Origin of the sequence: Cloacibacterium caeni (assembly GCF_907163105.1) — a bacterium.
Taxonomy (GTDB): domain Bacteria; phylum Bacteroidota; class Bacteroidia; order Flavobacteriales; family Weeksellaceae; genus Cloacibacterium; species Cloacibacterium caeni_A.
Map to the genome: position 1 here is coordinate 1,243,106 of NZ_OU015321.1, position 14,008 is coordinate 1,257,113.

Genomic DNA, 14,008 nt, shown 5'->3' on the forward strand with positions numbered 1-14,008 from the left:
TTTATAAGTTTGCAAATATCGTGATTTTTTGAGAGATTAGGAAATTTTAGAATTGCAAATTAGGTTTTGGATAAAGCCAAATTATAATTCAATAAAAAAGTCGTCTCGAAATTTCGGACGACTCTTTGGATATATTTTAAATTTTAATATTGACAAGTCTCGACTTGTCACTACAAAATTACATTCCAATTACTGGCATAGAAAGCATTAAGATGTGTTCGTTTTCGTCTAAACCATCTACTGGTTCTACAATTCCTGGACGATTTGGTTGAGACATTTTCATCGTGATATCTTCAGAACCTAAAACTGATAACATTTCTGTTAAAAATTTAGAACTGAAACCAATGTTGATATCTTCGCCTTTGTAATCACAAGGAATATTCATATCTGCTTTGTTTGCGTATTCTGTATCTTCTGCATGAAGATGTAACACGTTACCAGAAAGCTTGAATCTAACTTGGTTGGTAGATTTGTTAGATAAAATACTTGCTCTTCTGATAGAACTTAGCAATAAGTTTCTGTTTACCGTCAAAACATTAGGATTTTCTTTAGGAATTACTGCAGAGTAATTAGGATATTTCCCATCTATTAATCTACAAATCCAAATATTCTCTCCGAAAGTGAATTTCGCCATATTTTCATTAAACTCGATGGTAACTTCGTCATTAGAATTTGACAAAATATTTTTGAAAATAGACAACGGTTTCTTCGGCATGATAAATTCTACCGCTTCTTTATTGGTAACATCTGTTCTTTTATACACCACTAATCTGTGAGAATCCGTAGATACGAAATTGGTTTCTTTTTCTGTAAATTGGAAAAGAACTCCCGTCATCACAGGTCTTAGAGAATCGTTGCTTGTTGCAAACAAGGTATTGCTTAGTGCATCTGCAAGAACTCCAGAAGCTAGCGTAACTTTTTGTGACGCGTCAAATTCTGGTAATTCTGGATAATCTTCTGCATTATCTAGCGCTACTTCGTAATTGTCTTTTTCGTCTAAAATTTCTAAAAGACCACCTTCACCAGACTCAGAATCTTTTACTGAAAAAGTAAGCGGTTGGTCTCCAAAAGTTTTAATTAAATCTTGAAAAATTTTTGCAGGAACAGCAATTTTGCCTTGATCATCAGATTTTACAGCAAGAGAAGTAATAAGTGTGGTTTCGCCATCAGAAGCAGTTATTTTTAGAATTTCATTTTCTAATTCAAAAAGAAAATTTTCTAAAATGGGTCTTGACTGCGAACTAGAAATTACACCACTTACCACGTTAAGAGCTTTCTGTAATTCGCCACTTGCAACTATAAATTTCATAAATTAAAAATTATTAAGTATACAAAGATACAATTTTGATAATAATAGACAAAGTCGAAAATCATTAAATTTTATTCAGTTTTCAACATTGAGAGAATATTGACTTTTCTGTAGTCATTTATTTTATGGTCAAAGATATCAGCAGAGTAATAAGTGATATTTACTTTTTCACCTACTAAATCTTGATATTTCTTTTCGAGTTCTATATTAGAATCTACATTAGAAATCCAATAAAATCTGGTTAAAATACCATTATCACCTTTCAAATAAAAAATCACGAAGGCATCTTTTTCTATTTTGGTGATTTCGCCATTCATAAATTCCGCTGGATTTTCTTCTGCAGAAGATTCTTGAGCATATTCATCGGCAAGACCAGACTGATCTACAAAATTGATAAAAGTATCTGCACATTCTGAAACCATGAGTATTCCCAATTTTTCGCCAAATTCTCCCATTTTTTCGTCATTGGTAATATCTTTGGACAAATCGATGCCGTATTCTTTTTTGATTTGCTCTTTGTAAGGAGTAGAAACTTTTATGAAACACAAGCCTAATTGCATCTGCATCATTTCTTTAGATTTTTTCTCCAATTTTATTTCTCCAATGCATTTACAAGCATCTTGTGCTATTTTTTTCTTAAAATCATCCTGAGAATAAGAGAACAATGAAAAGATGGAAAAGAAAAGAATAATAAGTTTTTTCATGGTTTTATCAATAATTAATACTTTGGTAAAAGTAACGAAATTTTTCTTTTCAAATGGGCATTTCCTATAAAAAAATCCCGAGAAAAGATTTTTTCTCGGGATTTAAGTATTACAATTTAAATTGATAAGTAAAACCTAGATGAAACCAAGTTCCGGGCATTTCTACCAGAGAAGTTTCGGTATATTTCACATTCGTAATGTTATTCACCAAAACGTAAAGGTTAAGTTGGTTTACAGTATAGTTTAATTTATTGTCTAATAGATTATAACTTCCCAAAGAAACCCTATCATTATGTCTGTAAATCAATTCATTCGAAAAATTTCCGAATTTATTTCTCAATTTGACTACCAACTGATGCTTTAAATTGTCTAAAGAATATCTAGAAACAATATTGCTGGCTAATCTTTGATTATCTATATACGTATAACCTACAGAAGTTCCAATCCATGAAGCGAATTGATAATCTGCTTCTAATTCTACACCTTTGGTTTCAATTTTCCCGATGTTTTGTGCAGTCCAAGGTGAAGTTGGCGTAGCTTTTTGCCAATCAATAGCGTTATCAGATTTTCTCCAAAACACAGATGCTTTGAGCAAAGTTTTATTGGTTTTGAAAATATAACCGAACTCTCCTGTCAATGCTTCTTCGGCAACCAAATTTGCATTCCCTTGTTCAGAAGGACTCATGTAATACAAATCGGTGTAAGTAGGAATTCTATTCACTTTAGAAAAATTCCCGAAAAATTTAGAATTTCCGTTGGTAAAACTCGCATCAATTCCTGGATAAAAATACGTTTTATCATTGCTAAAACTCGTGAAAGAAATCCCAGGAGTAATATTTAATTTCTCATCAAAAAACGACAGATGATGCTCTAAAAAAGCATTGGTAACGGTTCTTTCTCTGCTTCCTAATCGGTTACTTTCTAGAAATTCTTTTCTAACATCTACTCCCAATCCTGTAATTCCGAGTTCTGATTTGTAATTTACATTCGCATCAATTCCTACATTATTCCCAATGTGCATATTTCTGTATGCTGCAGGATTATTTCTGATGAATAAATACATGTCTTGTGCTCTTCTCCAATACAAACGCGTTGCAAAACCTAGATTTTCGTTCACTTTTTTTTCTAGAGAAGCCGCCACTAAAGAAGTTTGCACTTCTTCATATTGATCTTTGAAAGCTGGTGAAGCATAAAAACCATTGGCTCCGAACTTTTTCTCTTGAATTCCAGCTTGAAATTTTACATTTCCGTTTTCTATGTCAAATTGATTTTGATACCAGATATTTTTAATTTTATAATCGGTATTGTATCGATAACCATCTGATTCTGTATTATTAACCTGAATAAAATTTCTAAATTTTTCGCCCCCGAAATTCGCAGCAACTCCGAAACCATGTGTAGAAAAATCCCCAACTTCACCATTAATCGTTAAATTGTTTTCTGCAGAAACTTTGGTTACAACATTTACCACACCAGCATAAGCTCCTTGTCCGTATCTTCTTGCAGCAGGACCTTTTAAGATTTCAATTTTTTCTACAGAAGCCAAATCAAACGGAAAATTCATGGTATTGTGACCAGTTTGCGCATCATTCATTCTCACACCATTCACCAAAACCAAAACTTGTTCAAATGAACTTCCTCTGAGAGAAATATCAGTCTGAACGCCATTTGCGCCACGTTTTCTAATATCTGCACCTGTATAATAAGCAATTACTTCTTCAATGCTTTGAGCGGGACTATTCTGAATTTCAGATTTTGTAATAACTGTGATATTTACATTAGATTTTTTGAAAGGCATATTCACCAGTTTACCAGTTAATTCTACCTCATCAATTGTTCTTTCTTGCGCATGAACACTTACGAAAAGTGCCAACAGAGTAGCGCTTAAAATTGTTTTTTTCATATTTTAATTTTTCATAAAAAATCGGCCAAATTTATATGAAAAATTTAGAGTAAAAAAATTAAAATTCTTAAAATTTTTTACCAATAAAAAAGGACACAAAAAATATCTGCGTCCTTTATAGTTGCTAGATAAATACACTAGCTATCTCATTTTCATCAAATGTGTAATTAGGTGATTAATGAATTTTTTCATAATTACTTTTTTTAATTACAATTTGAACTACAAATATTGCATTTTTTTTTGAATTTTCAAATTATTTCATGTTAAAGTTTACAAGTTTTATCCTTAATTCTGCTTTCAAAATTCGGTAATTTTTACGTAATTTTGCTCTTCTTCAATTCAATATGACTACAACACAAGAAATCGATATCAAAAAACATATTTTCGTAAAAAACGCGCATCTTAATAATCTCAAAAACATAGATGTACTGATTCCGAAAAACAAACTCATCGTGATTACTGGCGTTTCAGGAAGCGGAAAATCTTCGCTTGCTTTTGACACGATTTACGCAGAAGGACAGAGACGTTATGTAGAATCTTTGAGTTCTTACGCCAGACAATTTCTTGGTAAACTAGAAAAACCAAAAATTGATGACATCAAAGGTTTAGCGCCATCTATTGCCATTCAACAAAAAGTGATTTCTAGCAATCCTCGTTCTACAGTAGGAACATCTACAGAAATCTACGATTATCTGAAATTGCTGTTTGCTAGAGTTGGCAGAACCTACTCTCCTATTTCTGGAGACGAAGTAAAAAAAGATTCGGTGACAGATGTTATCGATTATATCGAAAAAAATGAAGGAAAAACGTTTCTCTTGAGAGCGCCGCTTCTTTTTGATGTCAAAAAATTCAAAGAACAACTCAAAACATTAAAAGTTGCAGGTTTTACAAGATTAGAAATCAATGGAAACCTTGCCAATATTGAAGATTTAGAAAGTTTTGGTTTCGTACCAGAAGAAACAATGGAAATAAATCTCGTTATTGATAGATTTTCTTATGAGAATGACGAACATTTCCTTCAAAGATTGGCAGATTCTGTACAAATGGCGTTTTATGAAGGACACGGAACTTGCTCGTTGAAAGAAATTGAAAGTGGAAACGTAAAAGAATTTTCAAATAAATTTGAATTAGACGGAATTATATTTAACGAACCGAATGTTCATTTTTTTAGCTTTAATAATCCTTATGGCGCTTGTCCGGAATGTGAAGGTTATGGAAAAGTCATCGGCATAGATGAAGATTTGGTGATTCCTAATAAAAATTTATCCGTTTTTGAAGATGCAGTTGCTTGTTGGCGAGGCGAAACAATGAGCGAATGGAAAAAAGATTTCATTAAAAAAGCCAAAGATTTCCCGATTCATAAACCGTATTATCAACTCACGAAAGAGCAGAAAAATTATCTTTGGAGAGGCGAAAAAAATAGAAATTTCCCTACGATTGATAATTTCTTTAAAATGTTGGAAGAAAATCTCTATAAAATTCAATACAGAGTGATGCTTTCTAGATATCGTGGAAAAACAACTTGCCCTACTTGTGAAGGAAAACGTCTTCGTCCAGAAACAGAATATGTAAAAATTGATGGACACGACATTCAATCTTTGGTTGAAATTCCTTTAGATGAATTGTTACCATTGATGAAAAAATTGAAACTCAACCAACACGATGCAGAAATTGCCAAAAGACTAACCTACGAAATCAACACTCGTTTAGAATTTTTGAATAAAGTTGGATTGGGATATTTGACTTTAAACAGAACTTCTAATACGCTTTCTGGTGGCGAATCACAAAGAATTAACTTGGCAACTTCACTCGGAAGTTCTTTGGTAGGAAGTATTTATATTTTGGATGAACCAAGTATTGGTTTGCATTCTAGAGACACCGAAAATTTAATTGAAGTTCTTAAAAATCTTCGAGATTTAGGAAATACCGTAATTGTGGTAGAACACGATGAAGACGTGATGAAAGCGGCGGATTATATTATAGACATTGGTCCAGAAGCTGGATTTTTAGGCGGTGAATTGGTTTTTGCAGGAAATTTCAAGGAATTGAAAGATGCAGATACTTTAACCTCAAAATATTTAACGGGAAGATTAGAAATTGAAGTTCCTGAAAAACGTAGAAAACCGAAAGAATTCATCAAAATAAAAGGAGCAAGACAGAATAATCTTAAAAATATAGATGTAGATGTTCCTTTGGAAGTTCTTACCGTAATTTCGGGCGTTTCGGGAAGTGGAAAATCTACTTTAATGAAAGAAATTTTGACGAATGCCATCCAAATTGAATTAGGAATGGGCGGTAAAAAAGCCGATTACGATTCGGTGGAATTTCCTAAAAAAGTGATTCAAAATATAGAACTCATCGACCAAAACCCAATCGGAAAATCGTCTCGTTCTAATCCTGTCACTTATTTGAAAGCTTATGACGACATCAGAGACCTTTTTGCGAAGCAGAAATCTGCAAAAGTTCAAGGGTTGAAACCAAAACATTTTTCCTTCAACGTAGATGGTGGAAGATGTGATGAATGCAAAGGAGAAGGCGTAATTACGGTTTCTATGCAGTTTATGGCAGATATTGAACTGGAATGTGAACATTGCCATGGAACTCGTTTTAAAGATGAAATTCTGGAAGTAAAATATGATGAAAAAAATATTTCGGATATTTTACACATGACTGTAGATGAAGCAATTGAATTTTTCTCTGAAAACCACGAAGAAAAAATTGTGACCAAGCTGAGACCTTTACAAGATGTTGGTTTAGGCTATTTGCAATTAGGGCAAAGTTCTTCTACGCTTTCTGGTGGTGAAGCGCAACGAGTAAAACTAGCTTCGTTTTTGGTAAAAGGTGCAACAACAGAAAAAACGCTTTTTGTGTTTGATGAGCCGAGTACTGGATTGCATTTTCACGATATTAATAAATTGCTAAAATCTCTACAAGCGCTTATTAATTTAGGGCATTCTGTGATTGTGATAGAACACCAACCAGATATTATAAAATCTGCAGATTACATTATAGACATCGGTCCAGATGCTGGAAAACACGGTGGAGAAGTGGTTTTTGCAGGAACTCCAGAAGATTTGGCACAAGATAAATTCTCTAGAACAGCGAAGTTTGTTGCTGAAAAATTGTAACTGAATGCCTATTCTACCTTCCGAATATCAACCTAAAAAAATCTTCAGAAATGGAGATTTTTCTACGATTTATAGTGCTCTGTTTAGAAAAGTTACTGGTGTAACTCAACAAAGAGAAAGACTAGAACTTTCTGATGGCGATTTTCTGGATTTAGATTGGAGTTTTGCAAAAGAAAAAACAGACCGTTGTATTATCTTATTTCATGGTTTAGAAGGCAGTGCACAGAGACATTATATGTTGGGAGCAGCCAAAATCTTCAATGAAAACGGCTTTGATTGTTGTGCTGTAAACCATAGGGATTGCTCTGGAGAAAGCAATAGAGTTCATTATTCTTACCATTCCGGAAGAACAGATGATGTGCAAGAAGTGATAGAAAAGGTACTTTCTAAAAACTATGAAAAAGTCATTCTGAAAGGGTTTAGTCTTGGTGGAAATTTGTGTTTGAAATACGCTGGTGAAAAAAGAGAAATTTCTGATAAAATAAAAGCTTTCATCGCTATTTCTACACCCATAGATTTAAAAGGTTCTATGCACAAATTGACTTCCAAGAGAAATCTTGTGTATGCTAACAATTTCTTGAAAACCTTAAAAAAGAAAACACTCCTGAAATGCAAAAGATTTCCAGAATTTTTGTCTGCAGCAGAAATCAAAAACATCAAAGATTTAAAGGAGTTTGATGATGTTTACACATCGAAAGTTAATGGTTTTACAGACGCTTTTGATTATTATGAAAAATGCAGTTCCAAGCAGTTTTTAAAGAATATTAAAATTCCGACACTCCTTATCAATGCTAAAAATGACAGTTTTCTTTCTGAAAGTTGCTTTCCTAAAGAAGAGGCGTTAGTCAATTCTTTTTTGCATTTAGAGATTCCAGATTTTGGTGGACATGTAGGATTTATGGAAGAAAAGAATGCTTTTTACACTGAAAAAAGAGCATTAGAATTTGCACTGCAATATTTATAATCAAAAAAATTGTGCAGAACATGTGAATATTAACATTCCGTTAATATACTGATTTAGAATAATTTGTAATTTTAATTTAGGAAAATAAAAGTTATGCATTTTTCTGTATCCAATTCACTCGAAATCATCATTAAATTTGAGATAAAAATTTAAGGGAAGCATCGTCGGCTTCCCTTTTCTTTTGGCTTTTAACTAAAAAAATGAGATGTCTTTATCTACTGAACCTGCTTCTAAAGAGTGGGTTCTTTTACTATTTCATTGACCAAAATCATAAAAAAATCAGACCCAAGGTCTGATTTTAATTTTTTAAATTTGTTTATTGGCCTCATAGTTCAATGGATAGAATAGAAGTTTCCTAAACTTTAGATCCAAGTTCGATTCTTGGTGGGGCTACAATTTTGTAACTAAAATTGAATTTATAATTGTTTGTGTTTTTAATGTTGATTTGTTACATATTTGCCCCACTAGAAACTTTTTGTATTATTGTAAATTCAACATACAGAGACATTTAACTAATCTTAAATTTAATTTTTAAAAATATACTTAATTTTTAAGCACTTTAAAAAGAGTTTTCAATTGATTATAAATTTATCTTAAGTAGAATCTGAATTTTTATTTTTCGCAAATATATTGTTTAAGTGAATTTATCTGAGAAAATTTGGGGTGGACAAATTATTTTACAAAATCATTGGTATGAAATTCTACAAGATAACAAAAATGCCGAAGTTTTTACCTTTGGCAAATCTGTCAAAAAACATAAAAATTTACTTTTTAATTACCTTAAAAACTCCTTGCTCTGTTTTCAGCAAGTACATCCCTTGAGTGAATCCAGAAATATCTACTTGGTTTTCTCCAATTTTTAAATTGATGGATTTTACCAATTTTCCACTTTGATCATATAATGCAGCTTTCATTGTAACAGCTGTTTTCACAAAGAAGATTCCTGTAGTTGGATTAGGATAAACCATTGCTTTAACTTTTACTACAGTATCTGTAACTGCAAGAGTGGTATTATTCTGGTTTTCATAAGCTCCCAAATCTATTACAGAACCTACAATTCTTGTATTTCCTGCAAGGTCTATTGTCCCTGAAACTGATACATCATATTTAGAATTATCACCTTTATTAATTACGGGTGCACCATCTTTCAGACGATAGTCTCCAGCAATTGATTTTGTAGGTGCTATAGGACTCACAAATATATCTTCCGCTGTAATGCCTGTAGAACTGATGTTCCCATTACTTGTGTCTGTTAAATCTTGTACCAAACTGTATTGAATATCAACGACATCTAAAGACGGATCATTATTTATTATTCCAGAAGTATTACCCCAAATAATACTATTGTATATTTTGGATGTGGAATGATAAGCATTCATCATTCCGCCACCAGATGTATATGCGTAATTCCCTGAAATGGTTACATTATTTAAGCTTGAAGAAGCATTATTATTGTAAATTCCTCCACCACTTTCAGATGCTGTATTACCAGAAATAATTACATTAGCAAGCGTTGTAGAAGAAAGTTCATCATTGTACATTCCTCCTCCATAATAGATGCTATGATTTCCTGAAAAAGTTGCACTGGTAATCGTTGGAGAAGAATAAATATTGTACATCCCACCACCAAACATTTGTGCATTATTTAACGAAAAAGTTACGTTCGTAAGCTTTGGTGAGGAAGACCAATTTGCCATCCCACCACCTCTACTAGCACTATTATCCGTAAACATAACGTTAGTAAGTGTTGGGAAAGAATAATAATTGAACATACCGCCACCATTATAAGGCACATAATTTCCAGAAATGATAAGATTAGCAAGCTTAGGAGAAGAATAAGTATTGTACATACCTGCTCCATTTATCGCATCAACATTATATCCATTAATTATTCTAGAAGTGTTTTCAGCTCCAAAACCACCTGTAATAGTAAAACCGTCTACTACTGTATTTTTGGTTATGGGCTCGATTTGTGTAGCTATAGAAATTACGACCTGATAAACATTATCGGTTCTGTTGCCTTGTGTACCAATATCTCCGCTTAATATGGTTTTGTTTGTATTCCAATTACGGGCATTGAGATTGGTTTCTGTTCCTTCAAAACCACCGTAAAGTTGTACATTATCTACTAGTAGAAAAGAAGCTTGTCTTGGATAACTTTTTGGCACTCTACCAAAGGTAGCGTCTGCAGGATCATACAATGGATTGTAAGTACCTACTGCTACCCAAATTAGTAACGGATTACTGGCAGTCCATAAGTTTTTATTTTCTTTAGCATACCTTAAAGCATCTGCTAATTCGCCTAAAGCATTACTCCAAGATGAACCGTTGCCTATAGATCCTTTTTTTACGTAAAGAATATTATCAGTAGGCTGTGCTAGATTATTTTGATTTTCAAAGGCTCCTAAGTCTATTGTGTTATTAAAAATACGGGGATTTCCAGCCAAATCAACTGTAAATATATTTTTTGTGTTATCCCCTTTGTTAATTACTATTGCACCATCTTTCAAATGGAAATCTCCTGCATTGGAGCGTCCAGGTGTTATCGGGCTTACGAATATATCATTCTCAGAGATATCAAAGGAGCTAATGTTACCATTGGTTGTATCTGTAAGTCCCTGAACCAAGCTGTATTGTATATCAACAGTATTACTAAATGAATAATTTACCATACCTGACTGATTCCCTAAAATAATGCTATTGTATATTTTGGGGTTTGAAAAGTAATTATATATCGTACCATAATTTGAAGAACTTGAAAAATTTCCCGAAAGAATTACGTTGGTAAGAACTGGATGTGAATAATAGTTATTAATACCACCAGCAGTAGAAGCTGTATTTCCAGAAACAGTTACATTCGTCAACAATGGAGAGGAATAATAGTTGTACATACCGCCGCCAAAATTAGCAGAGTTACCAGAAATAGTTACATTAGTCAATTTTGGAGAAGAATAATTATTGTAAATACCTCCTCCAGCAGTTAAAGATAAAGAAACTCCATCAAGCACTCTAGTAATTGTATTGTTTCCACTTGCATATCCATCTGCAATGGTAAAACCATCCAATACTGTATTATTGGTTATTCTATTTGTACTAGTTCCTACGGAAAGTATTACCTGATAAATATTATCGGTGAAGCTATTTTGCGAGCCAATTTCTCCGCTTAATATTGTTTTGTTAGCATTCCAATTTCTATCGTTCATTGTAGGAGTACCTGAAGCAGGGAAACCACCATAAAGTTGTATATTATTTATCAATCTAAAGGATGCCAATCTTGGGTCAGTTAATGGCACTGAACCAAATTTAGAATCTTCAGGATCATACAGCGGTTTGTAAGTTCCTGCAGCTACCCAAATTTGTAGCATATTGCTGTCAGTCCATTGGGTACTGTTTCGTTTTGCATATTTCAAAGCATCTGCTAATTCTCCTAAAGCATTATCCCAAGATGAGCCGTTACCCGTTGAACCTTTTTTTACGTATAGAATATTATTAGTAGGGACAGGAAAAATATTATACTGATTTTCATATGCTCCTAAATCTATGGTACCATCAACAATACGGGAGTTTCCTAAAATATCTAATGGAATATTGTTTTTGGTATTATCACCTTTGTTAATAACTACGGCATCATCCTTAAGACGGTAATCCTTTGCGCTCACATCTACAAAAAGACTTGATGTAGAAATACCTGTAGAATTAATATTGCCATTAGTTGTATCTGTAAACCCTTTTACTAGACTGTATTGAATATCAAAATTAGTATTACTACTAAAAATTTCATCTATAAGAATGCTGTTGTATATATTTATTTTTCCTGAGTTAGAAACATATTTATAGCTATACAATCCATTACTCCTACTGTAATATGCTTTATTTGCTATAATAGTTACATTGGTAAGCGTTGGGTTAGAATATAAGTTGTACAATCCACCACCGTTGTCTCTGGTAGCAGAATTACCCGAAATAATAACATTGGTAAGGGCTGGAGAAGAACCATCGTTGTACATTCCGCCACCTGCAAAATCTGCTATATTATCCGAAATATTAACATTAACAAGGGTAGGAGAAGATGAACGATTATACATACCAGCTCCATTACTTTTACCTATTGATATTCCGTTTACTTTTCTAGTATCAATTAATGAGCTACCATATCCTCCAGTAATCGTAAAACCGTCCAATATCGTACTCTTGGTTATTGGGTTGGTACTTGTTCCTATAGAAAGTACTACCTGATAAACATTATCACTATAGATGCCTTGCGAACCAATATCTCCGCTTAATATAGTTTTGTTGACATTCCAATTACGCTCAATTAAGGCAACTTCAGTTCCTGCAAAACCTCCATAAAGCTGTACATTATTAACCAATAGAAAAGAAGCCAATCTGGGTTCTGCGGTCGGCACGGAGCCAAATTTGTCATCTGCAGCATCATACAAGGGTTTATAAGAACCTGCCGCTACCCATATTTGTAGCGGATTGCTTTCTGTAAATTGAGTATTATATCGTTTTGCAAATTTCAAAGCATCTGCTACTTCGCCTAAAGCATTGCTCCAAGATGAGCCATTGCCTGTTGCTCCTTTTTTTACGTAGAGGATATTGTTAGTAGGTATAATAATAAACTGATTTTCATATGATCCTAAGTCTATGGTACCATCAACAATTCGGGAGTTGTCCAAAATATCTAATGGAATATTGTTTTTGGTATTATCGCCTTTGTTAACAACTATAGCATTATATTTAAGGCGATAATCTTTATTGACAACGTCCACAAAAATATCTGTTTCATTGACACCTGTAGAATTAATGTTGCCATTGGATGTATTTGTAAACCCTTGTACAAGACTATACTGGAGATCAGGAATAAAATCTGAATTACTGGTAATAGTTCCTAAAATAATACTGTTGTATATTTTAGGGTTACTAGAATAGTAATTATACATTGCACTAGCATCAGTAGCTGCAGAATTTCTTACAATTGTGACATTGGTAAATGTTGGAGTAGAGTAATAATTTAAAACAGCGCCACCAAAACCACCGCCAAAACCTTCTATACTTTTTGCAGAATTATCTGAAATGATAACATTGGTAAGTATTGGAGATGCGTAATTATTTTTTATACCTCCTGCGCTATTATTAGTAGAATTCCCTGAAATAATAGCGTTGGTAAGAACTGGAGAAGAATAGTCATTGCACATACCTCCTCCGCTACTATCAGCAAAATTCCCCGAAATAGTAACGCTGTTAAGCCTTGGAGAAGAAGAACTTTTATTGTACATTCCACCACCTTCATAAGCAGAATTACCTGAAATCTTAACATTGGTGATTGTTGCTGAAGAAAATACATTGTACATCCCAGAACCCTCGTTTAATCTAATACTAATTCCGTTTACAGTTCTATTTTCAAATAAATTTCCATTTCCTCCATAAATATTAAAACCGTCTAGTATCGTTTTACTGGTTATTGGTTTGGTACTCGTACCTACAGAAAGCACTACATTATAAACGTTGTCACTGTTGCCATAAGTACCAATCTCTCCGTATAACGTAGTCACTTTGGTCTTCCAATTTCTGTCGTTCATTGTAGGATTGCCACTAGTAGGAAAACCACCATAAAGCTGTACGTTATTGACCAATAGAAAAGAAGCCAATCTTTTGTTAGTGGTAGGCACTGTACCAAATGCAACATCTGAAGGATCATACAGAGGGGTGTAATAACCAGCTGCAACCCAAATTTGCAGCGGATTGCTTTCAGTCCATTGCATTTCGTTTTGTTTTGCGTATTTTAAAGCATCTGCTACTTCGCCTAAAGAACTACTCCAAGACGAGCCATTGCCTATTCCTCCTTTTTTTACATAAAGGATGTTTCCTTCACCTGGAGTTATCTGGGCAGATAATTGAACTGCAAAAAAGAACAACAAAAAAAGTTTATTAAATTTTTTCATAATTTGTACATTCATTTCAATATGAATATGGATTTTAATTTTTATAAATGTATTT

The 14,008-nt window shown here is 33.2% G+C and carries 6 protein-coding genes and 1 tRNA gene; 3 read left to right on the plus strand and 4 right to left on the minus strand.

The features are described 5' to 3' along the window. Positions 1-178: 178 nt before the first annotated feature. The 3 genes from dnaN to KKQ76_RS05750 form a co-directional block, all read right to left on the minus strand. Positions 179-1,309: a DNA polymerase III subunit beta gene (gene dnaN, locus KKQ76_RS05740; RefSeq protein WP_069796875.1), complete on the minus strand. Its 1,131-nt coding sequence runs from the start codon at positions 1,307-1,309 to the stop codon at positions 179-181. 71 nt (positions 1,310-1,380) lie between these two features. Beyond that, complete coding sequence (locus KKQ76_RS05745; protein ID WP_213196218.1) at positions 1,381-2,013, minus strand: hypothetical protein; 633 nt, start codon at positions 2,011-2,013, stop codon at positions 1,381-1,383. A gap of 109 nt (positions 2,014-2,122) precedes the next feature. Beyond that, positions 2,123-3,916, minus strand: a complete 1,794-nt coding sequence (locus tag KKQ76_RS05750) for a TonB-dependent receptor plug domain-containing protein (protein WP_213196219.1) — start codon at positions 3,914-3,916, stop codon at positions 2,123-2,125. A 344-nt stretch (positions 3,917-4,260) separates the two neighbouring features. Between KKQ76_RS05750 and uvrA the strand changes: the two genes are divergently transcribed. From uvrA to KKQ76_RS05765, 3 genes are all read left to right on the plus strand, one after another. Further along, entirely contained in the window at positions 4,261-7,044 is a 2,784-nt protein-coding gene (uvrA, locus tag KKQ76_RS05755) for an excinuclease ABC subunit UvrA (RefSeq protein WP_213196220.1), read from the plus strand. Between the two features lie 4 nt (positions 7,045-7,048). Next, positions 7,049-8,008, plus strand: coding sequence for a YheT family hydrolase (locus KKQ76_RS05760; RefSeq protein WP_213196221.1), 960 nt, complete (start codon positions 7,049-7,051; stop codon positions 8,006-8,008). A 321-nt stretch (positions 8,009-8,329) separates the two neighbouring features. Next, positions 8,330-8,401, plus strand: a tRNA-Arg gene (locus tag KKQ76_RS05765). 371 nt (positions 8,402-8,772) lie between these two features. On the opposite strand, the gene KKQ76_RS05770 is transcribed toward KKQ76_RS05765, so the two are convergent. After that, complete coding sequence (locus KKQ76_RS05770) at positions 8,773-13,953, minus strand: choice-of-anchor Q domain-containing protein (protein WP_213196222.1); 5,181 nt, start codon at positions 13,951-13,953, stop codon at positions 8,773-8,775. Positions 13,954-14,008 lie beyond the last annotated feature (55 nt).